This window comes from Nocardia sp. NPDC006630, assembly GCF_040611495.1.
Classification (GTDB): Bacteria; Actinomycetota; Actinomycetes; order Mycobacteriales; family Mycobacteriaceae; genus Nocardia.
Genome location: NZ_JBEXOK010000010.1, coordinates 339309 through 363107 on the forward strand (window position 1 = coordinate 339309; position 23799 = coordinate 363107).

Annotated in this window: 23 protein-coding genes; 3 read left to right on the plus strand and 20 right to left on the minus strand. The window is 64.9% G+C overall.

The window, feature by feature from the left end; translation table 11 throughout:
• Nucleotides 1–47: 47 nt before the first annotated feature.
• The 14 genes from ABZX86_RS29990 to ABZX86_RS30055 all read right to left on the minus strand — a co-directional run bounded on the left by ABZX86_RS29990 (nucleotide 48) and on the right by ABZX86_RS30055 (nucleotide 14002).
• Nucleotides 48–1589: a hypothetical protein gene (locus ABZX86_RS29990; protein WP_355128079.1), complete on the minus strand. Its 1542-nt coding sequence runs from the start codon at nucleotides 1587–1589 to the stop codon at nucleotides 48–50.
• A 233-nt stretch (nucleotides 1590–1822) separates the two neighbouring features.
• Nucleotides 1823–3298 (minus strand): SCO6880 family protein, encoded by a 1476-nt coding sequence (locus tag ABZX86_RS29995; protein ID WP_355128081.1) that lies wholly within the window; start codon nucleotides 3296–3298, stop codon nucleotides 1823–1825.
• Nucleotides 3295–4734: a hypothetical protein gene (locus ABZX86_RS30000; protein WP_355128083.1), complete on the minus strand. Its 1440-nt coding sequence runs from the start codon at nucleotides 4732–4734 to the stop codon at nucleotides 3295–3297. The genes ABZX86_RS29995 and ABZX86_RS30000 overlap by 4 nt, the downstream gene beginning before the upstream one ends.
• Nucleotides 4731–5555 (minus strand): hypothetical protein, encoded by an 825-nt coding sequence (locus ABZX86_RS30005; protein WP_355128085.1) that lies wholly within the window; start codon nucleotides 5553–5555, stop codon nucleotides 4731–4733. The genes ABZX86_RS30000 and ABZX86_RS30005 overlap by 4 nt, the downstream gene beginning before the upstream one ends.
• Nucleotides 5552–6187 (minus strand): hypothetical protein, encoded by a 636-nt coding sequence (locus ABZX86_RS30010; RefSeq protein WP_355128087.1) that lies wholly within the window; start codon nucleotides 6185–6187, stop codon nucleotides 5552–5554. Before ABZX86_RS30010 ends, ABZX86_RS30005 begins: the two co-directional genes overlap by 4 nt.
• 21 nt (nucleotides 6188–6208) lie before the next feature.
• Nucleotides 6209–6442 (minus strand): hypothetical protein, encoded by a 234-nt coding sequence (locus ABZX86_RS30015; RefSeq protein ID WP_297613075.1) that lies wholly within the window; start codon nucleotides 6440–6442, stop codon nucleotides 6209–6211.
• The gene (locus tag ABZX86_RS30020) at nucleotides 6439–7374 is read right to left on the minus strand and encodes an alpha/beta hydrolase (protein ID WP_355128090.1); all 936 of its coding nucleotides are present in this window, start codon (nucleotides 7372–7374) and stop codon (nucleotides 6439–6441) included. Before ABZX86_RS30020 ends, ABZX86_RS30015 begins: the two co-directional genes overlap by 4 nt.
• A 66-nt stretch (nucleotides 7375–7440) precedes the next feature.
• Entirely contained in the window at nucleotides 7441–7734 is a 294-nt protein-coding gene (locus ABZX86_RS30025; protein ID WP_297613079.1) for a hypothetical protein, read from the minus strand.
• The gene (locus tag ABZX86_RS30030; RefSeq protein ID WP_355128092.1) at nucleotides 7731–8396 is read right to left on the minus strand and encodes a hypothetical protein; all 666 of its coding nucleotides are present in this window, start codon (nucleotides 8394–8396) and stop codon (nucleotides 7731–7733) included. The genes ABZX86_RS30025 and ABZX86_RS30030 overlap by 4 nt, the downstream gene beginning before the upstream one ends.
• A gap of 4 nt (nucleotides 8397–8400) precedes the next feature.
• A complete protein-coding gene (locus ABZX86_RS30035; protein WP_355128094.1) occupies nucleotides 8401–9123 on the minus strand; it encodes a hypothetical protein in 723 nt (240 codons plus the stop codon).
• Between the two features lie 112 nt (nucleotides 9124–9235).
• Nucleotides 9236–10720, minus strand: a complete 1485-nt coding sequence (locus ABZX86_RS30040) for a cutinase family protein (RefSeq protein WP_355128096.1) — start codon at nucleotides 10718–10720, stop codon at nucleotides 9236–9238.
• 134 nt (nucleotides 10721–10854) lie between these two features.
• Nucleotides 10855–11967 (minus strand): lipase family protein, encoded by a 1113-nt coding sequence (locus ABZX86_RS30045; protein WP_355128098.1) that lies wholly within the window; start codon nucleotides 11965–11967, stop codon nucleotides 10855–10857.
• Nucleotides 11964–13169, minus strand: a complete 1206-nt coding sequence (locus ABZX86_RS30050; protein WP_355128310.1) for a cutinase family protein — start codon at nucleotides 13167–13169, stop codon at nucleotides 11964–11966. Before ABZX86_RS30050 ends, ABZX86_RS30045 begins: the two co-directional genes overlap by 4 nt.
• Nucleotides 13170–13204: 35 nt before the next feature.
• Nucleotides 13205–14002, minus strand: a complete 798-nt coding sequence (locus tag ABZX86_RS30055; protein ID WP_355128100.1) for a hypothetical protein — start codon at nucleotides 14000–14002, stop codon at nucleotides 13205–13207.
• Nucleotides 14003–14682: 680 nt separating this feature from the next.
• Between ABZX86_RS30055 and ABZX86_RS30060 the strand changes: the two genes are divergently transcribed.
• A complete protein-coding gene (locus ABZX86_RS30060) occupies nucleotides 14683–15609 on the plus strand; it encodes a helix-turn-helix transcriptional regulator (protein WP_355128102.1) in 927 nt (308 codons plus the stop codon).
• Between the two features lie 675 nt (nucleotides 15610–16284).
• Nucleotides 16285–17429, plus strand: a protein-coding gene (locus tag ABZX86_RS30065) for an IS3 family transposase (RefSeq protein ID WP_355128104.1) whose coding sequence is annotated in 2 segments (ribosomal slippage) — nucleotides 16285–16564 and nucleotides 16564–17429 — 1146 coding nt in all. Because the reading frame shifts where the segments join, the coding sequence is not laid out codon by codon here.
• 17 nt (nucleotides 17430–17446) lie between these two features.
• Here ABZX86_RS30065 and ABZX86_RS30070 read toward each other — a convergent pair.
• The 3 genes from ABZX86_RS30070 to ABZX86_RS30080 form a co-directional block, all read right to left on the minus strand.
• Nucleotides 17447–18052, minus strand: a complete 606-nt coding sequence (locus ABZX86_RS30070; RefSeq protein WP_355128106.1) for a caspase family protein — start codon at nucleotides 18050–18052, stop codon at nucleotides 17447–17449.
• Nucleotides 18053–18104: 52 nt separating this feature from the next.
• The gene (locus ABZX86_RS30075) at nucleotides 18105–18491 is read right to left on the minus strand and encodes a hypothetical protein (RefSeq protein ID WP_355128108.1); all 387 of its coding nucleotides are present in this window, start codon (nucleotides 18489–18491) and stop codon (nucleotides 18105–18107) included.
• Nucleotides 18492–18797: 306 nt separating this feature from the next.
• Nucleotides 18798–19667 carry an IS3 family transposase gene (locus tag ABZX86_RS30080; protein ID WP_355128110.1) on the minus strand — a complete coding sequence of 290 codons (870 nt, stop codon included), beginning with the start codon at nucleotides 19665–19667 and terminating at the stop codon, nucleotides 18798–18800.
• A 217-nt stretch (nucleotides 19668–19884) separates the two neighbouring features.
• Between ABZX86_RS30080 and ABZX86_RS30085 the strand changes: the two genes are divergently transcribed.
• Entirely contained in the window at nucleotides 19885–20142 is a 258-nt protein-coding gene (locus tag ABZX86_RS30085) for a helix-turn-helix domain-containing protein (protein ID WP_355128112.1), read from the plus strand.
• Between the two features lie 461 nt (nucleotides 20143–20603).
• Here the strand turns inward: ABZX86_RS30085 and ABZX86_RS30090 are convergent, their stop codons facing one another.
• The 3 genes from ABZX86_RS30090 to ABZX86_RS30100 all read right to left on the minus strand — a co-directional run bounded on the left by ABZX86_RS30090 (nucleotide 20604) and on the right by ABZX86_RS30100 (nucleotide 23733).
• Nucleotides 20604–21260, minus strand: a complete 657-nt coding sequence (locus ABZX86_RS30090; protein WP_355128114.1) for a nuclear transport factor 2 family protein — start codon at nucleotides 21258–21260, stop codon at nucleotides 20604–20606.
• 149 nt (nucleotides 21261–21409) lie between these two features.
• Nucleotides 21410–22537, minus strand: a complete 1128-nt coding sequence (locus ABZX86_RS30095) for an MFS transporter (RefSeq protein WP_355128312.1) — start codon at nucleotides 22535–22537, stop codon at nucleotides 21410–21412.
• A 212-nt stretch (nucleotides 22538–22749) separates the two neighbouring features.
• Nucleotides 22750–23733: an AraC family transcriptional regulator gene (locus ABZX86_RS30100; RefSeq protein WP_355128116.1), complete on the minus strand. Its 984-nt coding sequence runs from the start codon at nucleotides 23731–23733 to the stop codon at nucleotides 22750–22752.
• Nucleotides 23734–23799: the final 66 nt, after the last annotated feature.

Consider the following 23799-nt stretch of genomic DNA (forward strand, 5'->3'; position numbering starts at 1 on the left):
GGCAGCGACACTGCCAGTGCGACTACCGTTTTCGATGCAAGCACCGCTCACCGCCCCGCCTCCGGTGTCTGTAACGCACTGGCAGCGATAACCTGGTGGCCACCGGTCATTTCTGGCCGTGCACTCTCTCCCTCTGCCGCAGCCCGCAGGTGATCGAAGCGCCGATTGGTGTTGTGAATGTCGGATGCTCGTTCGGTCGGGGTGAAGGTCATCCGGAACGCGATCCCCGGCTCTGCGGCCTCGCCGGTCTTGAGTAGGAAACATCCGGTGCCCGGCGGTGTTTCGTGGACCACGGGACCGTCGAGGCCGTCGTCGGTGGGTGGGCGCGGCGCGGCCCAAGAGGTGACCAGGAGTTTCTCGGTCTCGGTGATCGATACCGTGGCGCGGATGCGTTCGATCTCGTCTGGGCCGACGGGGCCGACGATCTTGGCGCGGGCGCGTTCGAAGAACCCGAGTGCTTTCATGCTCGCGAGGTCTTTGATGGTGTGGCTGCACATGATCAGCCAGCACGCCAACGCCCTGTTGAGCCGGGTCAGCGCGTCGACGCGGTCGACCATGAACTCACCGACACCCAGCACCCGCCAGATCTCGTCCATCACGACACCGAAGGTCCGCGCCGGCGCCAGCCCGGCATCGGCGAGCGCATGCGCACCGGCGATCGCGCCGAAGCCCTCGGACCAGCACGTCATCAGCACGGCCGCAAGGAGTTTGGTGTCCCCTTCCGGAATCCGCGACACATCGACACAGATCGCGGGGCTGTTCAAATCCAAGGGTGTGCTGGTGTGACGGTCGAAGATCTCTCCCCACGGGCCCTCGATCAACGCCCGCAAGGAACGCCGGAGCATCTTCGTGCTGGCCCGGTAGGACGGGTTGTCGTCCTCTTCGGCGAACTGCCGCAGTCGATCAGCACCGTCGGAGACGATGGCCAGCAGATCCGACAGCAGCGGTGGACTCGCGGCGGTGAATCCCCCTGCGGGGCTGTAGAGTTCGCGTAATCCTGCGGCGAGAAGCGTTTCCTCGTAGTCCGCGATCCGGGAACCGCGGATGAGTTCGATGAGTCCGGCGACGATGGTGATCTGCCCCGCCGCGACCCGGGCGGCGACGCGACGGCGCGAGTCGCCCTCGGGGAGTTGCTCGATCACCGCTCCGAGGGCGCCGACGGCGAGGGGGTTGATGCTGCCGTACCCGTAGCCCAGCTCGATGACCTGGCCGCCGAGTTTTTCCACGAGGTCGCGGTAGTCGGGCTTGGTATCGCCCATGCACAGCACCGTCTCCCCCGTCGCGACCGATCCGGTGACCAGTCGGCGGATCAGGGAGCTTTTGCCGAATCCGTTGAGCGCCAGAATGAAAGCGATGGGGGCGGTGATGTATCCGCGCAGGAACCAGCTCATCGGGTCGAAATGCACGGGGGCACCGGTGATGTAGTGCGTGCCGACCGGTGTCCCGACCGTGGGCGCGGCGGCCCCGACCGAGAACGGCCATAATCCCGCGACCTGCACGGTGGTGGAGCGCCATTCCGGCATCGCCGGGACCACACCCGCGCGGCCGCCTCCTGGACCGGCGTAGCCGCGGTCGGTCAGGGTCGCCAACGGCCGGTGGTAGTCGTTGTGGGCCTCGTCGTCGGCGCGGCGTGCGGCGTTCGCGCGTCGGTGATCGTCCGATGAGAGCGCCCACCGCGCTGGCAACCCCAGCGCTCCGGGCCTCTCCGCCGCCGACTCGGCCTGGCGCCTCGCCTCCGGTGTCAGGATTCGAATCCCGCCGACCGTCATCGTTTTCGGGGCACGGGCGGCAGCAGGCTCGGTGCTCGTGCGGATACGCGGGCTCATGCCGAGACCCGCTTGGAGATCGACCCGTGCTCAGGCAGGATCAGCCCGATGCCCAGGCTCGCGGCGAAGGTGGCTGCCTGCGAGGCATAGCAGCGGCGAACCCGCAGCCGCGCTGCGGCCGACATTGCCCGCACCGAAGCTTCGATCCCGGGGAGATCGCCGTCGAGTGCGTCCGTGACGGTGATCAATACCCCGAATCTGGTCAGGCCGGCGCCGCGGGCTTGTTCTTGGCGTGCGGCGCGGGTGTTGTCCACTCGGATCGAGGCCGATGCCGAGGCGATTCCGCGTTCGGTTTGCTCGGCGGCGAGCGCGTCTTTGTAGTCGGTGTCCACGATGTCGGTGGCCTCGGCCGCCGAATGCAGCCGGTAGACGACGGCGACGCGTTTGCGTGGCACGTCCACGCGCGGACGCAGCAACTCTTCGAGACCGGTTTCCAGGACCGCACCGCGCGGGGGTGCGTCCATCTCCCAGGTGATCGACCGTGCACCATCGTGCACGTAGTGATCCCACCGATCCGCGTGCGCGACGGGGCCGACGCTGTCCCAGGATTGGGTGCGCAGGATCTCGCGCCCGGCGCGCTCGACATCACGCTGGGAGGCCACATCGTAGCGAGAACGCACCAGCCCCAACACTTCCCACGCTTCCAACGGCGTTGCGGGCAGACCGGCGCGGGCGAGTTGGGAGAGCACTCCTTGCAGGCGTTGTCCGATCTCGCGGGCTTGTTCGGGGGTGTCGCGGCGGGTGCGGCCTTTGCCGATGGCCCGGTAGGTGATTGCGATCCTGGCCTCGATGCGCACTCCGACCCCGCCGATGTCGGTGGCGGCTTCGCGCATGACCGCTTGGGCGAATTCCGGGGCGCCGGGGCGTACCAGGCGTGCGACCTCGCGGCGTTGCTTCAATCGGGTCTCGACGACGTTGTCCAGGACAGAGGTCACCGCCACGACTTCCCCGCCGCGCGATTGCGCGGCCAGGAACTGCCCGTAGTCCTCGACCCAGGCGTCGATCTGGGATTGATCGACCAGTTCTTTGCCGCGCGGCAGCACCCGCAGCACCACGGCGTAGTGATCGGTCCGGCGAATATGGATCAGCGCGAACCGGCGGCCACCCGGGGTCTCGTACTCCGAAAGGCGTGAATCTGCCAGCAGGCCAGGCAATCTCGCCAACCCGGGGATTCTTGAGAATCGTCCCGCCCGGTATTCGAGCTCACCGCGGGCGCGGGCGCTCGCGAACTGTGCCCGCAGGACGACGATCTCCCACCCGGTGCGGCCGTTGATCGTCACTGCCAGTGGAATGAAAACCATTGCACTGCAACCGATCACCGCCCCGGACAGCGGCAACGACCGGGTGAGCATGAAGGTCACCATGACCGCTATGACCAGGGCGAGGCCGAGCATGCTCACACCCCAGGTGAGGCCGAAGAATCCTGCGGAGCGGGGCTTCTCCCAGCGTCCGTACATGCGGGTGGAGGTCATCGCCGCACCTCCAGCGGCCCGGGCGTATCCGCGTCCCACCCGGCCTCCGTGGCCTCACGGACACCGCCCTCCACAGCCGAAGCCACTTTCTGCGCAGCCTGCTTCACACCCTGAGCAGCCATGACCGCCACTCCGGCAGGCCCCGCCGCCGCAGCGGCACCACCGGAGGCGGCCGCACCACCTGCCTGCCCGCCCGCCGCAGCCTGAGCACCACCGCCACCACCGCCTCCTCCTCCACCACCACTGGGTGCGCCCGACCCTCCTTCGCCACCACCGGAGCTGGAACCACCGCCGCCAGACATCGGGCGCCCACCGCCGCCGGAAGGAGGCGGAGGTGGGGGTGGCGGATCGTCGTCCGGCGGTGGTCCCCCGCCATCCCCTTCGCTGACCCTGCGCCCGCCCCCACCGCCGATCGACCCCATTGCCACACCGAACGCGCCGCCCGCCAGCGCCGCAGCCGCTCCTCCCCCACCACCCAAGGTCGAGACCGCTGGCGCGATCAACCGCATCAGCGCGGGCAGCACGACCGCTACCGACAGCAGCAGGAGCAGGCCCAGCAGAGCCAGTTGCGTATCTTGCTGGCCGCCGTTGCTGCTGCCAGCTGCAGTGAATGCGATGGCGTAGACGAGCGCACCGACCGGCTTCCACAACACGAACGCCAACGCCCACGACAACATCCGTTTATATGCCTGCGATCCCGGGCCCGTTCCAGCCGCTGCAGCTGCCAGCGGAATCGCGGCCACGACCAGGATCAGGACTGCCTGCCGGATTACCAGCATCACCAACTGCACCAGCATGCTGATGAGCCCCAGAATCCCGAGCAGAAGACCGACGCCCGAGCCCAGACCACTGTCATGACTCAGATCGAAATCGACCAGCTTCGATACGGCCCCGTCGAGATCACCCCGTGTTGCGTCGAAGATCACCCAGTTGCTGAAGGCGTCGCCCGCTTTGGTCCCTGTGGTGATCAGGGCCGAGAACAGCATCGAGGCGAATACCGCCCGAGCGAAGATGAGGAAGCTTTCCTGGGCTTCGCCGGCGACGCCTCCTCTTTTGGCCATGGCCAATCGCGCGGCCGCGAATAGAATGCCCGCGATCATCAAGAGCACCTGAAGTCCGCTGGTGTACTCGCGAATGGACTCTAGAACCGGGCCGGGCTCCCCGGTGCTGGATGCCAACTGCGGCGAGGGCAACGTGACCCACCAGGTCATTGCCATTCGGAGGAGCACGGCCAGGCCGTGACCGAGGGCGTCGACGATATTGTCGAAGACCGAGTTCGCGGCTGTGTCTGCTGCTTTCTGCCCGAATTCCTTCAGCTGGCATACTGCCCCGACGACGTTGGGGAGACCGCATAGGATCTTTCCGGGTGAGAACTGTTCATGTGCCTGACCGGGATTGACTTCTGGTGCAGTGAGTTTCATGAGGTGGTCATTCATTGCGCTGTTCCCTTCCACACTCCGAACTCGATCAAGCTGCTGACCGGGACTGCCGGCTCCCAGAGCGATTCGATGTTGTCGGGGACTCGCACGCGCCAATCGCCCTCGTGCCACACCATGGGCCAGTTGGCATACGCCCATCCGCTGTTGGCGTGGACCGCGATCTGCACGACCGCGAAGTCGGGGCGGTAGCCCGGTAGTATTCGAATTCCCTCGGGGACCACGAGATAGGTTGCGGCGTTGGGTGTTTCAGCGCGGCTTTGGGCTATTCGGTCTACTAGCGGCTGTCCGCCACCGGCGTATCGCTCTCGAACGACGTTGCGCCAGATATCTTCCGGCGCGGCGAATGCCCGAGCGACTGCGTCGCATGCCGCGAGTGCTGCGCCTTGTGGCGTGTCGGCGAAACCTGATGCCACCCCTGCCTCGATCGAGGTCGGCCCGTCGCTGCTCGAGACCGGTAGCGCCGCTCCTCCCCAACCGCGTTGCCACTGCAAACGGGCGGGAGCGACGGTCAGATAGTTCGGTTGGCTTGGATCTGACCGTGACGTCGGATCTTGGGGAAGCGATTCCCCGGCAGGGTCGGACGGCACTTCGAGCCGATTTCCGAAGATGTCGGTCGTCGGCAGTCCGGATAAACCCGTCGGGGCGGTGGGACTGGCTGAGGTGGTGGAAGTTACCGGAGCCGGGGAGCTGTCACTGGAATGGTCACGATGGTGAGTGAAGCTGAGAACGGTGATCGTGACCGCAACCACGGTGGTACTGATCAGCACGATGAACCTCGAGCGGGAAACTTTCACGGCAAACACCTCCTGCGCGTTCATGGGAGTGACAGTCGGATCAGATCGATCGGCAGCGAGACCACAACGGTCACCGGCGACGATCGAGATTGATGGGGCAGCAGCAACTTCCAGTCGCTGTTTTGCCAGATGACGTGTGCGTTGTTGCGGGTTATCGATCGGTCCGGCTGGACGGAGTAGATGTCGACATCAGCGTCGGCCGGTGTGTAGTTCACAACCCGGTAGCCGGCGATCGTCGGCGGATTCGTTGCGATGGGGTCGGTGATGGAGATCTGGGCACGCGCTACCGCCCAGGCGTCACGTCCGGCCCCGGGGGCCAGCATCTGCTGGCCGATGATCGCCCACTGTCTGTCGGTGGCTACCGACATCCGCACGGTGGCGTGGATAGCGGCCAAAGCCGCGCCGATGGGATTGCGGTCGAATCCGCTTACCAGGGCTCCCGCCTGATCGTGCGGACCCTGATCGGCGACGGGAAGTGAAATACCCTGAAATAGAACGGCTTTCACGTTGGACGGCGGCGCGTCGAGGTGGGGGGTGTCCGTATCACCCGGTTCAACGTCGGTGCCATGTTGACCGCAAGCGGCACACAGGAGCACCCACCCGATGAGCACGGCACCGAGGACAGCTCTGGCGAGAAGTCTCGAATGGTGGTTCATCGGTGCCTCCTTGCGGTGTGGTCAGTGGGTGGGGAACAGTGCGGTGGCGATGCCGCTGGCCGAGCCGATGAGTACGGCGGCGAGTAGGGCTCCGGCGAATCCTTCGATCGCTTCCTCGCGGTAGATCCGGATGGCCAGCAGGCCGGCGAGGTAGATCGTGCGGGCGATGCACAGCAGCAGCACCATCCAGGCCAGATATCCCAGCAGCGGGTAGAGGTATTGGGTGACTTGCGGGGGAAGGGATTTCGCGCTCATAACAGGTCCTCGAACCCGCCGTCTGTGGTGTCCTCGGTGCTGGTGACGAGGCGGTCGATCTCGCTGCGGTAGGCGATTTCGAGGGCTTGCAAGATTGTGTCGGCCGCGCGGTCGGGTTGCGTATGGGGCAGGGAGTGCCCGGCCCCTGGTACGAGTTCGTAGTCGGCCCAGATCTTGTCGGCCAACCGAACGGACTGGGCCGGTGGCACGATCCGGTCGCGTTCCCCAGCGATCACGAATGTCGGGACCCCGCGCAGGGTCGCGGCAACCTCGGGGCTGAGGGCGAAGGCGCTGTAGGCGCCCATCACGTCTGTCATGACCCGTGCGTCTCCGCGGTGCGCCCCGCAGACCAGGTGCGCTTTGGAGCCCAGTCGTCGGCTGACCTCGCGGAAGCGTCGTTCGGCCAGGGAGGCTGTGGCTGCGGCGACGATGTCGAGGCGGGTGTGCCGCAGCTGTGGAAGCTTCTTGATCAGTTCGCGGTAATGCTTTGGCAGGCTGGGGAATTCGGGGAATTCACCTGCGCCTCCGAACAGAACCAGTGCGGACAAGGCGGCGGCATGTGTCGGGTGGAATTGGGCGTAGGCGGCCGCGAGCAGGGACCCGGCTGAATGGGTAACGAGGACGACTTGGCCGGTGGCGTGCGCGAGGACGGCGTCGAGGTCGTCGACCAGGTGGCGCAGGGTGGTGCCGGTGCGGCGGTCGGGTCGGCCCGAGAGGCCGTGGCCGCGTTGGTCGTAGACGATCTGCGTGATCTCCCCGCCGAGGCGCTCGTGCAGGCACTGAGTCACCGGCGCCCAATAGTGGCCATCGCACAGCAGCCCATGGACGTAGACCACAGTTGCTGGTGCCGTCGTCGCGCCCAGCCGGGTGGCAGCGAGCCCGACGTCGTCGGATGTCGGAATGGTCAGTACGCAACGCTCGAGTGCAGTCATAGCAATGAGGTCCTCGCGAATTGGAGTCGAGCTGTGTTTTCCACCAATGGTTTTGACGACGCGTGGTCATTTGGCGGTGGTGATTTGGGTCATGATGGTTCCGGCGCTGGTGGCGATGATTCCGCCGACCAAGGCGCCGAGGACGATCTTGGGAGCTTCGACAGCGCCGCCGTGCCAGCGCTCCCACGCGAACTTTCCGCCGGCGTAGATGAGGGCCGCGATTCCGGCGAGCATGACGAACCACGAGAGCCAGTTGACGATTTTGAGGATCCCTTGCGATCCCGGTGGCGCTTCAGGGGTGATGGTGACCTGTTGAGCCAGCACGCTCACAGCGTCGAGGAGAAGTTGCGAGGTCCTCATCGCGGGTTCCCCGGCTCGCCGTCGTCGGGGTGAGCGCGGGTAGCGGCAACCCGGGCGGTGATGGCAGCACCGGCTCGGTGCACGTCGATCGGCACGGCATTGCTCAGGTTGGTCCGCCGACGGGGCGGTGGCGGGTCGTTGGGTGTGTATTGCGCGAGCTCGTTGAGTTCGCAGACGATGAGTTCGTCGTGCCACTGAATCGACCAGATCGCCCCCTCCACCAGATCAGCGACGATCTGGCGATAGCGGCGGACTGCTGAGGGGACCTTGCCAGGGCGGGCAGGGGTTACCACCAGACCGAGGACCTCGATCCCGCAGGGGGCGAGTCCGCCATGCCATTCGCGGAGCCGGTCCGCGGCGGCGGTGAGTCCAGGGATGCAGTCGCGGGCAGCGACGATCACGCGCTGGGTGGTCCGCACCGAGGAGGGCCAGGCCAAGCCTGTGTCGGCGGAGTGTGCCCACCACCGGGCCAGTGTGGAGGTGCCGGCGCCTCCGTGCGCGCCGAGTACGGCGAACAGTGGCGGGTAGGGCCCGGTCGTGGGCAGCGGTGTCTGACGGACAGGTGCTTGACGCTCGGGAGCCGGCGGGGTGATCGTCTCCGGATCCCAACGGGCAGGTTCGCTCTGCCCTGGGTCGTGTAGATGAATGACGTTGGTGCGCATCGGGTTATCCCTGCCTCTGGATGTTGTTGATCAGCAGCCCCGTCTCGGTGTGGCGGAGGTTGATCACCTGCAGGTAGTCGGTGCGGGTGTGGTCGGGATGCAGCTCGACCAGGTGCACGTCGGCGGTGGTGTCCGCGATCGGTGTGACCGCTACGCAATGCGTGGTCCCGGCAGGGATGGACGCGATACCCGCAGCCAGTGGTTCGACGGTGATCCCGGCGTCCGGTGCCAGCAGGCGCAGTGCCGCGTCGGCCGAACGCTGCTCGTAGTACGCGTATTCGAAGGCCGCGATCACCCCTGCGACACTGGAAGTGTCACCGGGGCTCGCGGTAACGGTCGTCGCCGACAATCCCGTGCACGCGCCCGTGAGCACCGCGGCCGACGACACTGTGGGGGCGGCAGCACTCAACACCGACACCGTGGACTCGTTCGTGGAACGCGTCACGGAAACAGCGACGATGATCACGGCGGTCGCGGCGGCTGTGGTCAGGATCGGTGCGATCCACCGGCGCACCGCGGGGATCCGTGCGGGCCGCTCGACCGAAGGGATCGATGGCTCGACCGTCGGCGAATCGTCCGAATTGCGTTCCAGCCAAAGCCATTCAGCGTCGCCGCCCATATCAGTCGCCCCTGTCGGCGCAGGCAGCGTCGTCGGTGGTGTGTCGTCGAGCCAGCCCCACTCACTGGTAGTGCGAGCGCTGGAACCGGTGGAGTTGTTGTGGGCCATCGAAGTTCACCTCCTGAGGGTGATGTGCGTTTTGGGGCCCTTCGGGGAGACGGCCCGCGAGGGACTGGTCTGGTTATCTCGGCGCTGAGACCACCGTCTGCCCCGAAGGGGTCTAGGGGACCGGCGTGCTGGTGCCGGTCGGCGCGGGTTGCGTGGTCGCCGAAGTCGAGGAGTTCGGCGACGACAGCGGAGGCGAAGTCCTCGCTGACCTCGAAGTGCGGCTCGGCGAGGAGGTCGTCGATTGTACAAGCGCGGTAGCAGGATTCGTCGCAGCGATGTCCCGGGCCGAGGCGGCAAACCACGCTGCGGCGGCTGCGAGCGGGGCGGTCCCGAGAGAATCGGCGGAGGCGCTGGTGTAGGAGTCGTGCCGTCCGGCCGTGTCGCTGTATTGGGTATAGGTCGCCAGGTTGTACAGGTCGTTGCTGTTGGTGACGGTGGAGGTGATCGCGGTGAACGCTTGATCGACCCACCCCAAGGCGGTTTGCGGTGGGATCAGTTCCGCGACTGCGCCGACGAGTTTCGTGCCCAGAGTTGCCAGCGCCGCGACCGGATCGGCCATTCCGACCGTGGCGAGTTCGCTGATTGTGCTGGTGGTGAACACCTTCTGCGCGACCGATACCACCGTGTTGAGCCCGATGGTGCCCAGCCGCAGCAGCACGGACAGTGCGTCGCTGATGCCCGGCACGGGCGTGCTGGAATCGGAAGCATCGACCAGCCGCTGTCCCAAGGTTTTCGTCGGCTCGTAGGACAGCTGATCGAGACTGGTGCCCGACAGGTCTTCGGTGACCACCCCGACCGTGGTTTTCCACACGGTGGCCGCGAGTGCTTGCGCGATCGTGGAGATTGCTGTGATCGGGTCTTTGGTATCGGACTGCGCGGCAATGTTTTTCACGGTCTTCGTCAGCGGTGTGTCACTGGAGGAGTCGCATGTCAGGTCGCCGGGGGTGCAGAAGTCGGCGACCCGTCCGGTGAGCGAGCCGTATTCGACGGTGGTGTTGCTGGCGATGCCTGATCCGCCGGTGCTGGTGTCGGTCAGTGTGATCGCCGCGGTTGCGGTGCCGGAGGTACCGGGCGCGGCGGTCGGTGTGGTCTGGCCGGGGCGGCCGGGAAGTACGGAGTTGTCGGCGCGGGTGGGGTTGGCGAACAGGGCGATCCCTGCCACCTTGTCCGACTCCACCGGTCCGGTGCCGGTGCCGACCGAGTGCGCGAACGCGGAGACTACTGCGGCGCCTTGTCCGTATCCGGCGGCGGCGATGCGTGTGTCGGGGCATCGTTGAACGACCTCCGAGGCGTTCGTGCCGAGTAGTTGTGTCGCGTCGGTCACCGCTTGCTGGTACGGGACTTGTGTTCCGTTGTCCGTGTAGCCGTAGCGAATGTAGCTGCGTTGCAACGTGTTTCCGGCTTGGGACAGTAGCGTGGTGAAGAATTGGCCGAGCGCTCCGGTGTCGGTGGTCGGCGCAGCGTCGGACGGTCCCTCATCAGTGCCTTGGACGCCGAACACGTACAGTGCGGGGCAGGTGCCCTCGATCGGCACATCTGCCGTCGAGGGGGCGGCGAGGCCGCCAGAGGCGCACAATGCCGCGATCAGGAGAGCCACTGCACGCGCGACTCCGCTGCGCTTTAACGCGGAGCGCTCTCTTTCGTTGTGTGGCACAGGGATTCACCTCGATTTCCTGATGATCAGTGGGACCGCGCGGGCCCGTTTGTTCCGGTGGGCCCGGTCAGGGCTGCTTATGGGCTCGGCTGTTGAGTGGGGTCGATGTGTGAGCGGCCTAGGAAGCCGGCGAGTTCCTCAGTGACTTCTGGTGCGCTGTCGATGGCGGTGCGGAAGTGGTTGGCGTCGTATTCGCACCAGCTGACCTGCACCCCGCGCTGTTGGTACTCGGTGAACAACCCGTTACCGGACTCGATCGGGACCACGAGGTCGTTGCTGCCGTGATACAGATGCACGGGGACTGCGGGAGCTTGTGCGCCACTTCGGCTCTCGCGCGTCAAGACGTAGCGCCAGATGGGGTCGTTCCACGGGTCCGGGCGCTCACACCAGTGCTCCAAGGGCTGGCGATATTGTTCGAGGAGTACTGCGGCGCTGAGGGTTTCGGCGTGGCGGACGACGCGCAGACCATCTTCGGTGAGTACATGTCGCAGTGGCAGATGGTGGTAGGCGCGGGAGAGCCCGATCAGCCCGGCCAGGGCCAGGGCGGACCAGGGGCCGCGGTGGTGGAACAGCACCAGTGCGCCCGGGTCGGTCACGACCGCACCGGCGGCCATCCCCCGCAGGTCCAGTTCCGGCGCGTACTCGCGGTGCAGTTCCGTGGCCGACACCGCCGCGCGGCCGCCGTCGGCGTACCCCCACAAAACGATCGGCGCGGAGCCGGTATCCGGAGTAGGCAGCTCGGGTAGCTCGTGGGTCGCGCGAGCAAGATCTAGGACCGCATGACCGGCTGCCCGGGCGGCGAGGAAGGTGTGTGGGCCCAGGCCGGTGATGCCGAGGTTCTCTCCGTCCGGGACCGCGACTGTCCACCTGCGGTCCAGGGCGGCCTGGATTTGGTCGAGGGGTTCGGCCCCGGTCACCAATTGTTGCGAGGGCGCGCATTCACCGCCGAGGCCGTGAAAGCTGGAGCTGTACACCAGGATCGGCTTCGGTTCCGAGTCGGTGACCGAATTCGCGGAGATCACCGTCCCCGATGCCGGGATCAGTTCACCTCGAGAGTCGCTGGATACGTAGACGATTCGCCACGCTCGCATCGTGTCGCCCAGATTTCGTACGGTGACACTTTGGGTGCGCAGGAGCTCGCCAGGACGGCGATCGCTCCCCACGAGCAGCGGTGCGTAGAACTCGGTCATGGCCGGCTCCCGGCGATGTCGTGGGCGAGCGCGATGAACCACGCGATACCTGAGTTCATCTGGCCGCTGATGGCGTAGCCGTTGTGCCGAGCGACGGTGTCGGCGAATCGAATCAACACCGCTGGGTTGACGAGGTCACTGTTGTCGGCCACAAGCTGCCCCCAGGCGGCCGACAGTTGCCCGGCCAGCTTCGGCAGCACCCCGGCCGGGTTCGACGCGGTGGCTGCGATGATCGCGTTCCACTGGGTCGCTGCTGCGCTGACGTCCTCCGGTGTCGGGCTCGGAATGCGCGGGTCCGCGGCATCGGTCAACCGCTGCGCCAGAGTCCGGGCCGGGGTGTACTCGACGTCGCCGCCTTGGACATGGAAGTCGTTGAGCACGAAAGTTGTCCAAGCATTGCCGAGCGCGGCCGAGAGCAGGGAGTGGATCGATCCGATCGCTGCGATCGGATCATGCAGGTCTGCCTGGGCGGCGAGTTCGGCACCTACACGTAGGACGGCCGCGTGATCGGGTGCCGAGCACGCCAGGTCCCCGTCCACACAGATGTCGGCCACACGGCCGGTCAACGCGCCGTATCCTGCGTCCTCATCAGCGATCCCGCCGCCGGCGGATGCAGAACTGACGAGTTGAACTCCCGCTACAGCGGTACCGTTGCTGCCTGGTGCAGGATCTGGCACCACTTGTCCCGGCCTTCCGGGAAATACCGGCGCACCTGAGGCTCGGGTCGGATCGGAATACAAGGCAACTGCCGCAATCCGGTCGGGTGCAACCGGTCCGTTGCCGGAGCCGACGGACCGAGCAAATTCCGCAACAGCCTGTGCGCCTTGGGAATAGCCGACGGCGGCCAGCATTGCGCCGGGGCATGCCGCGACCACCTGGGTCGCGGCCGCGTCTAGGCCGGTGCGCGCGGAGGCTACCGACGTCGCGTAGGGGTCCGTACCACCGCCGGGTACCGCGCCACCGAAACCGGCGTCGTAGGCGACATAACTGCGTTGAACGAGCGTCGGCACGGCCGCAACCACCGGGCCCAGCAGTGCGCCGATCACTCCGGTGTCGGCAGTCGGATTGGCTGTCGGCGACGACTGCCCGGTCCCCTGGACACCGATGACGTAGAGGGCAGGGCACCCGGGTCCGATCGGCACTTGTTGTGCTGCAGCCGATTCTGACCCGCCGACCAGTCCGGCACTGCATACGACGGTCATGACTGCGGCTCTGGCGATCCGCAATACCGGGGTGTTCATGGTTGCCCCACCCCGACTCCGGCACCGAATCCCGCGCCGACGGTGCCACCGGCGACCGCGCCCACGAGCGCCACGGGAATCCCCGCGACGGCCGCACCGACCGCTGCACCCGCTGCGGCGCCGATCGCGGTGCCGAACACCCCGGAGGTGATCGTTCCCAGAATCGGGACCGGCACAATGGTTCCCAGTGCCGCACCGGCGATTCCGCCCACAGTGCCGCCGACGAGACCACCTATGACAGCGCCGATCGCGGCGACCGGGCCGCCCGCGATCACCGCGCCCGCGGCCCCGCCGACGCCAGCGCCGGCCAAGGTGGCACCACTGACCCGATCCGAGCGCCCTGCCGGGACACCCACCGAATCCAGCGCTGTGGCGACTTGCGCTTCCGCACAGGCAGAGGTGTTGTTGATCCAGTCACGCACCTGGGTGGGCATCCAGTCCGGTGACGGAGCCTGCCATTCGCCGACGCGGATTGTGTTGTCCGGCGGCGCAATAGGCGCTACCGGCGGCACCGGTTCGGGAAGGTGCAGGTCTTGCAGTTCCACTTGTGGCGCCGGATCCGACGACGGCTGTGGGCGCGGTAAAGCCCCATTACGCACCTGCGGCGGTTGCTCCGGATACTGCTGAGCACTCTGATCGGGTGGCGCCTGCCCCTCGCTCGGCGGCACAGGAGGCGCAGCCGGGGCCGTGGTTCCCGGTTGCGCCGGACTGGTCACGCCCGGCTGATCGGCAATCGGGTCGAGGCCCGCACCGGCGGCGATGCCCGGCCCCGACAGCATTATCGAAATCGGCACAATGCCCGCGATAACGACGCTCCCACAGCGAGCGATCACGGGCCGCGCCGACCACGCCGACCACAAGGGTGCCTGCCTGCGACTGGGGTGAGTTGCACGCACTGTTGGCCACCTATCGCAGGCCGAGTTATTTCTGGGAATTTGCACGCCGAATAGACCCTTCATCAGAAAGAGAAGCAGTCCCGCTCGTATGCAACGAGCAATCAGGACTCGAATTGCGTAGGGCTCCTGGCTGCGACGGCGCAGCCAGGAGCGCCTGCAGATAACGATCGCGAGTTACAGGAACTGACCCGCAAGCGACAAGAGCTGGGTCACGATGTTCAGGCCGTTCGACGCGATCGCCGAACCGGTGTTCAAGTAGGACAAGATATCCAACGGATTCACGAGATTTACCTTCCGTAGCGGTTGACTTGCACCACCATCAAAACCACGAAAACCGGTATGCGCTAGACCTTTCGGTGCTAAGGGATTTAGTAGCTAAAATATTTACCACTCCCGAAACAGCGGATGCTCAGCCAATACTTGCCCAACTGATAAATGAATTATCTTCCCCGCCCACGGGATCGGCCGAGGGCAGTTCGACGGGCGTGCTCGGTGCTGCAACAATCGCAACCATCCCGCAATCGGCGTGGCGAATCCCCGTTGCCGGGATGATCACGCCCTGGTAGGAACTGTCCCGAATGGGTGTTCTCAAAGGGGAGTTGAGCCGTTCAGCACAGTTAGCCATGCGATCGAACGCAACCGCAGAAGAGGGGGGAGAGGACATGGGTCCTGCTCCGGAAGAAAGTGCTCGCCGGCGACCGGCACCAGCCAACAACGGTGCGGCAGACGATATCCAGATGCCCAATCTGGGCTCCTGGCTTCGACAGTTCCGCGAAGACCGTCGCCTCACCCGGCCGCAGGCAGCGGCACGCACCGATATCAGTTACCCGTACATCATCAAGATCGAGAACGGCTACATCCCGACCCGGGACATGATCGAGCGACTCATCACCGCCTACGGCATGGACCCCAACCAGGCACGCCACACTCAAGAACTGTGGGAGCCTCCCGCTGTCCTGCCCTCGATCAGCCAACTACGCGAGCAGGTCAACACCACGAGCCGCAACGAAGCGCTCGTACGCATGGACCGCATCGGCATGATCTGCGTCTACACCGATCCGCTGTGGAACGTGTTGTCCGCCAACGAGTCCTTCTACCGCGCACTGCCCGGCCTGGCCGACACGAATGACAACGTCGCCATCTGGTTCTTCCACGCCCTCAAGAACTCGCGCCCGGCCACGAACGTGACACTCGAGTGGGAGAAAGAGGCGCGATTCCACACAGCGATCCTCCGCGGCGCCTTCGGTCTCTATCGAACCAGCCCCCGGGCGAGAGAGCTGTTCGACCACCTCAAACGTGATCGCGACTTCCGGCGCATCTGGAACAGCGGCCTGAACGTCGCCTACGCACGCCAGCCCAACGAGCTCGCTCACCTGCGCGACCCGGCCACAGGCGAGCCGTACTCCATCAGTATCGACATCTCCGAACTCGCCGATACCCGCGATATTCGCGTTTGCCAGGCGTTCAGGCAGCCTCACACCTGGCCGATCGAGTTGCCCCGGTAATAGCAGCCTCTACGCGCAATACGGGATTGTGTCTCGCATCACAAAATTCGAATGCGAGGCATAGTGGCAATCGACTATCTGTGTCGGCAGCAAACTCGCAATCGCGTCATCCGAGAGCCACACGCCCGCCGAAGTTCGCCAGTCCGCCACATGGACACAATGTGATCAACATGTGGCGGACTCCCACGGCGGGCGCGAACAGTATTCGATGAACAGCACGAACTCAGCGCTACTGTCTCCGAGTGCAATTCAACTCCGCACAGAGCATGCGTCCGGGTCGCACCAGGCGCAGCATCCCCGCCCCGGCAACCCATTTGGACGTCCGGACAAAGATGAAATCGATGTCGCGGATGAACCTGAACCTGAACCGTCCACCCAGCCAGCCGAAGCCGACAAAACGCCTCTGCCATCCGGCGGCGAAACCTTTCCAGTCGCCACAGGGGCATGGTTTCTCACCACTGCCGGCAGCGCAACAGCCCTCAAACAGGCGGCCAAAGCTGCTTCGCACCAGCCTGTTTCGACGCATTCAGCCCCGGTACCCGCGATTGCCCAGGTGAGTCTCGAACACAGGAGACAGCAACCGCGTAAACGAAGACCGCCAACAGTTGGGACTGCCCCCGGTCCGGTTGACTCCTGACCTGTGAGGACTTGCTCCTCGCTGGGAGGATGACGACCATGCCCAAGCCGTATCCGGAGGAGTTCCGCCGCGACGTAGTCGCGGTCGCCCGCAAGGGCGAGATCCCGTTGACCCAGATCGCGAAAGACTTCGGGATCTCCCAGAGTTGTGTGAAGAACTGGGTGAAGCAAGCCGATATCGAGGACGGGAACCGCCCGGGCACAACCCGCGACGAGTCCGCCGAGTTGCGGGCCGCGCATAAGCGGATCCGCCAGCTCGAGCAAGAAGCCGAGGTCATGCGCCGCGCGGTCGCCTATTTCTCCCGTGACGTCAACCCAAAATGATGTACCCGCTGGTCCTGGACCTGGCCGCCGACAAGATCGATGTCGCGGTGACCTGCCGGGTGCTCGGCTTCTCCACCCAAGCGTTCTATAAGTGGAAGAAGAGCCCTGTCTCCCAACGTGATTGGGATGACGCGCATCTTATCAACGCCGCCTACGACATCCATGCTGATGACCCGGCGTTCGGCTATCGGTTCATCGCCGACGAGCTACCCGCCCGGGGCATCCGGGCGGGCGAGAACCGTGTCGCCAGATTGTGTTCGGCGCAACGTATTTGGAGTATCTTCGCCAAGAAACGCGGGCTGAACCGCAAGGCTGGCCCACCGGTCCACGACGACCTCGTCGCCCGCAGATTCACTGCCCGAGCACCGAATCTGGTGTGGCTGACCGACATCACAGAGCACGCTACCGGCGAGGGCAAGCTGTATTTGTGCGCGATCAAGGACGTCTACTCCAACCGGATCGTCGGCTACTCGATCGATTCCCGAATGAAGGCCTCCCTCGCGACCACGGCACTGGCTCACGCGGTCGCGTTCCGCTCGCCCAGCGCGACCATCGTTCACTCGGACAGAGGCAGTCAGTTTCGGTCGAGGAAGTTCGTCAATGCGTTGTCGGTCAACGGTTTACGAGGATCGATGGGCAGAGTCGGAGCATGTGGTGACAACGCTGCTATGGAGTCGTTCTTCGCGCTGCTGCAGAAGAACGTCCTGGATCGTCAGCGCTGGACGACCCGTTCGGAGTTGCGGTTGGCGATCGTAGTCTGGATCGAGAAGACCTACCACCGCACTCGCCGGCAACGCCGACTCGGCCGCCTCACCCCGATCGAGTTTGAGACAATAAACCAGCCCGCACTCGCGGCCTGAACCACCACACCCGCGAGTCAACCGAACTCGGGGCAGTCCCATGCTGGACCTTCAAGAGGGTCCCCGTCTTCGAGAAGCCTGATCAAGGCTCCCGTAAACGCGGTGTGGCCGTCCCCCGGAGGCGCATACGCCGCCTGTGTAGGGGCAGCGGCCGACAACAGATAGGCCCCGGTGGCGGCATCCAACTTGAACGCCTCGGAGGCAGGCTGGGCGAACGAAACTTGTGCGCTTCCAGCGAAACAACAGTCCAGGACGACCACGATCGTCCGCGCTGTGCAGGTGCCGAGGATGTCGCGGACATACTGATACGGCAACGCTTTGTACCGCTGCTCGGTGAGATGATCGGTCGCCCTGGTCGATAGATGCAACTGCATATCGACGTCGAGTACGCCGTGGCCGATGTAGTAGAGCACCAGCACATCAGTGGCCTCGTGGGCCGCCACAGACAACTCCGCGTACAGCCGCATAGGATCCGTCGGATCCAACAGTGAAATCAGGGTTTCCTCGGGCCGAACCCCACACCGCGCGACGAGCGTGCGCGCCAAGTCAGCGATCGTGCCCGCAACCGCAGGAATGTCCGGCCACGCCGAAGGTTGAGTGTGCGTTCCCGAGCCGATCAACACAACTCTGGTTCCTGGCGAACTCAACGCCAGCAAAGATCGCCGCTCGGGAAGCTCAGGAGCCATCCTTGTTCCTGGACATCCACTTCGCCAATTCCTCTGCGGTGGCGTCGATCTCCGGCAAGGTCATTTCCCGGACATTCGTGGCGCTGTATTCGAGGATCGAGCCACCGGCGTCGGTGATCCGCAGCTTCACATCGCCGGTGCGACGCTGCAACCACGCGATCACGGTCGTCGATAACACCCGCACAACCGCAGTTGCCCCACCCGCACCCAACAGAACCACCAGCGAGTCAACTAACCCACCCAACTCGCCAGATTCTGGAGCAGCCGCGACCATGCGAGTCGCACCACGAAGATCAGGGTCCGAACCGAGCCATTTCTGCAAGTCAGCCAACATTGTTGCCGACTGCTCGGCCGTCACCTGGATCATGATCTCCATGGCTACCTCCAGCCTTGCCTGAAGTCATGCCCATCATGGCACGGCGACATGCAGAACACCCGAAATTGCCAGTTACACAGTTGAACTGCCTGATTTCAAACTCGCGGCCAATCGGACCGACCGGACACGGGCGCGATCTACGGGACCTCGCGTCAAGACTGGGCGGAAGTCTCCGCGATGTCCTGCGGCGGTATTCCGCCGGCAGTGACAGCGAACCTGAGCCCGCACGGCACACAAGTTCGCGCTCACCTCACCGACCACTGTGCTGAGGTTCCTGCGGTTTCCCGGACTGGTTGGTTGTGCTGATTATGCCGCCGCTCGGGCAGCGGTGTGGGCTTGTTCGTAGGCGACGGGACTGAGCATCTCGGTCCGTGAGTGCCGTCGAACTGGGTTGTAGAAGGTTTCGATGTAGTCGAAGATAGCGGTGGCCAACTCCTTCCTCGTCGACCACGATCTGGTGTCGAGTAGTTCCAATTGCATTGTGCCGAAGAAGCTTTCGACCATGGAGTTGTCGAAACAGTCTCCGATCGAACCCATCGATCCGAGCAGGCCGGCCCCGCGTAGGCGTTGCCCGAAAACCCAACTGGTGTATTGGGTTCCGTGATCGGAATGGGCAATGGTCTGCCCGGGCTCGGGCCGGCGCCGCCATCGGGTCATGTCCAAGGCGTCGCAGACCAACTCGGCCCTCAAATGGTCGGCGATCGACCAGCCGACGATGCGGCGGGAGAACGCGTCCAACACCACCGCGCAGAACACCCAGCCTTCACGCGTGCGATGTTGGGTGATGTCCGTGCACCACAACCGATCCGGTGCCTCGGCACGGAACCGGCGGTTGACCAGGTCCGGATGCGGATCCGCGGACCGATCCCGGGTAGTGCACCCGCGTCGGCGGCGGAGCGCGCCCTGCAACCGAGCGCACCGCATGAGCCGCTCGACTCGCCTGCGGCCCGACATGATTCCCAATCCGAGCCGGAGCTCGGCATGCACTCGCGGTGATCCGTAAGTGCCGCGTGAGTCGGTGTGGATCCGGGTGATCACCGCGGTCAGTTCGGCATCAGCGACCGCGCGCGCCGAGGCACCTCGGCCGCGCCATTCGTAGTACCCGGAGGTCGATACGCCCAGCACCCGGCACGAGATCGTGACCGGGACACCGGCTCGGGCGAGTTCGGTGACCACCGGGAACACTATTTTGGGAGGACGTTCTCCCTCGCGAAATAGGCTGCGGCCTTGCGCAATACCTCGTTCTCGAGCTCGAGGCGACGGTCTTCGTGAATTCTGCCGAGCGACACCGTTTCCCGTCGGCAGCAAATCAGGTCAAACGTACTGACAGAACAGGACGGTATCCTGAAGGTCGCGAGGGACTGACCGGGCAACAAGCCTGTCAGGAGCCTTCATGTCCGAACACCCTCGTATTCCACGCGATGCCACCGGCCCGGGTGCCGGACACGCGTTACGACGCCTCCTGGCCGAGCCGACGATATCGATCCCTGACGCGGCCACGCTTCTCGGGATCGGACGTTCCACTGTCTATGCCGCGGTCAGTTCCGGTGAGATACCCGCTATTCGGGTCGGCCACCGCGTGCGCATTGCGTCCACATGGATTCGCGAGGCACTGCGGGTCGATGACGAACCGGACGTCGGCACACGGTAGCGCGTCCGCGACCGGCCGGCACAGCATTCCGCCGCGAAGTGGCAAAAGCGATTCTCTAGTCGCCAGTGCCGAGGAAGCGACTCAATCCGCTGCCAACAGATGATCGCCCTGCAGGAACTCACGAGGATCGGACTCCACGATTAGAGGAGCAGGCACCGTCACCCGGTGACGGTGCCTGCCCAAGGTGTGGAAAGGCCGTATGGGACAGTGGATCACACGACTTTCCGCATCCTTCGCACTCGTACTCGGCGGACCGTCTTCCGCTCGGTCACTTCATTCGAGTGCGTCACCGCCACAGCCTCTTTCGTCCGCAACCGCACCGTACGGGTCGGCTACGTCCGAAATCTGCATGTGGTCAGAATCAAACCCGTCGCACAGGTGCAGGGGAACGGGTTGACGGAATCTAGCGCCGTAGTGCCACAATCCCCGAATCGGGCGACGTACGACCTCGGCCGTCTTTGCTAGAGGCCGGTAGCTTGGTGAAATTTTGCCACGATCGCTTCGAGCGGAGCGTCCGCCTGGATCACCGTGCCATCGGGATTGATCAGATCGATGCGGGTGCGGGTGAGCTTGGAATAGGTTTCCACCCACTGACCATTCGTGTTCGAGTAGCACTCCCAGTAGTGACCGTAACCGTGGACCCCGAAGGTATTGCCGAAGATGAGTACGTCCTGCATGGTCCAGGAGCCCGCAGCAGTCGTCGGGGACGTCATTCTGATTTGCGGGTCGAAACCTTGGTGATGCGTATTGGCGCTACCTAGCGTAGTTTTCGTGAACGCGATGAAAGAATCCCTGTTGGGAAAGATCGGCCCGGCGCTGCCGACAGTATCCACGATGACATTGGGCGCGAGGTGCGTGGCCAATTCATCCCAGTTCTTGGTATCGACGTCATGGAAATAGTCCTGCTTGAGCTGCTGGATTGCGTCTGCACCGGGTGCCGAGACGGTCGGCTTGGAATAACAGGGGGGCATCAGACCCGAGTCCTCGGCGCTGGCGGTCGGAGCACCGACGGTACCGAGCATTGTCCCCGCGACGAACGTCAGAGCGGCGCACAGCACGAATGACCGTTTTCCCCGTCCCGATCGAGTCTGGAACCGGCGGCGATTTTCTACTGACATACTTCTTCTCCTTTTTTGTAAGATTTGTGAGACACCGATGGTGAGGTGACCGGACCGCCAGTCGGCTGGTCTGGTTCAGGGTTCGAGATCGCGGTAAGTCTGCGGCCGACAATGCGGGACCGAGTTCAAGATTCCGCTGAGTGGGATGGTCAGGTCCCGACCGAAGGTTCGGAGACGACGGTCCATACGGCGGCCGCCATTATGAGCAATCCCCCCGCGAGCCATAGCCCGTACTCGTAAGAAAGTCGTTGTGCCACTGCTCCGATCGTGATCGGGCCGAGGACGACTCCGAGATCGCCTGACATCTGGAATCCGGCGAGTACTGACCCATCGTGGACATCCGGCCCTACGAGGTCGGCGAGGGTGGCTTGCTGTGCCGGAGTGAACATTCCGCACCCGATTCCGGCCAGGAAGGACATCGAGAACAGCCACGGCAATGCGGGCACCATCATCAACACCGCCGTGCTCAGACCGCAGAGGAAGGTTCCAGCGACCAGGAGTGGCTTCCGCCCGAACCGGTCGGCGAATTTCCCCGAAACCCACAGCGCCGCGGCGGTACCCGCGCCGAACACCGTCAAGGCGCCGCCGGCCATTCGGGCCGACTGCCCGAGCGCGTCGGTCATCAGCAGCGGCACCAATGTCATTCTGACACCGAAAATCGCGGCGCCGCTGCTGAAATTCGACCACAGCAGAGCCCCGTATTGCGAGCATGCCAGCAGCTGCCGGAAGGTCCGGACGGTCCCGCGGCGGATGGGATTCGGAGACACCGGCGGTGAGTTGCGCAGGCAGTGGTGCACCGCGATGCTGACAACCGACAGTGTCGCGGCGGAGACCAGGAACGGCACCCGTAGCCCGAGCCCTACCAGCGCCCCGCCGGCAAGCGGGCCACTCATGGACCCGATCAGAAATAAGCTCGACCAGAGAGCCGAAACTCTGCCTCGTTCCGCAGCGGGGGACATCCGGATCAGCAAAGACGTCGACGAGACGGTGAACAGAGTCGATCCGATGCCGCTGGCCGACTGCAGCACCAAGAGTTGCCAATAGTGCTGGGCGAGTGCGCTTGCCCCCGTCGACGACGCGATGATCAGCAGCCCAGAGGTGTATACACATCGCCCACCCAGTCGCTCTATCAGCAGTCCGCTCACCGGTGCGAACAACAGCCGCGCCAGCGCATACGTGCTGACCATCGCAGAGACGGCCGCGATATCGACGCCGAAACTCCGAGCGAACTGCGGCAACATCGGCACGAGCAGCCCGGTACCGAGTTCGACGAGCATCACGGCGCCGATCAGCGCCCTGATCTCCGATGGAAGTGCCGTTGATTCAATTCGGCCCTGCGGCCAACGCCACCGGCGCCCGCGGCGCGAGGGCTGTCGGACACGGCTGCGGGCGCACGGAGATCGGAGCACCGCCGCGCAGCGTGAGCACTCCGCAGCGTCGCCATTGACGCCCGTTCGGGCTCTCCCGACTCGCAACATCGGACGCGGAGTCAGCGGATATCGGTTGCGAGCCCGGCCGACGCCGGGGAACGGTGCTGCCCGGCGCGATATGCGCCGGGCGTCAGACCCGTCTCGTTGCGGAAGGCGCGAAAGAGGTGACGGTCACTGGAAAACCCGCACGACTTCGCGATGACCCCGATCGTGGTGTGCGGCTGGGCCAGCAGCAACCGCTGTGCGTGCGCGACACGCAGACGGCGCAGCAGTGTGGCCACACCCCCATCGGGCTGTGTAGCGCGATAGAGGGTGGAGCGCGACATGGAGCACCCGGCCGCAATGGCCTCGGCCGTCAGTGCGGCGTCGGTGAAGTGGTGGCGCACATAGTCCATGACCCGCTCGCGTGCGTGGGCAAGGGCCGACCCGTCCGGGGGACGACGACCCGAGACCACCGCTATCAACGAAGCGAGCAGATCCACAGCGTGCACCGTCAACGCAGGGAGGTCCGCGGACAGTTCGGGGTCGAGGGCGGCGACACCGCGAAAGTAGTTGCCCACCAAGGCGGATACGCCAACAGCGGGCAACGTGAGCGGGCGGGCGAACAGGCGCCCGAAGGTGTTCTCGTCGAGCTCACTTCGGGTCAGCAGCAGCGCCCACGGGACCCGGACCACGACTTGGGCACTGTAGTCGTCGATGCGGACTGCTGACGGCTTGTCGGTGTCGATGAGTACCAATGATCCCGGCAGCAGCGGGGTTTCATGTCGGTCTTCCGTGATGACAAGCGCAGATCCACTGCTGGGCATCACCGCGACGAGGTACCGATTGTCGGTATCTGCGATATGGCGCGCGGTGCGACGGCTCAGGACCGGCCCGCCGTGGCCTACCGCGATGGACACGTCTACACCGGATACGACGGAGGCGAAGCTCCCCCGGAACGACCTGCCAGCAATCGGCTCCATCGTGGACGGGACAATATCGGTGCTGACCCGGGCCTCCCAATAGTCCAATCGCGCGGGTCTGATGTTCGAAGCAGTCGGCATTCGCAGCACTATCTCTGAGTCCGCGCCGCGCACGATTCAAGTCCCCCTCGAATTGGTGCGCCGGCA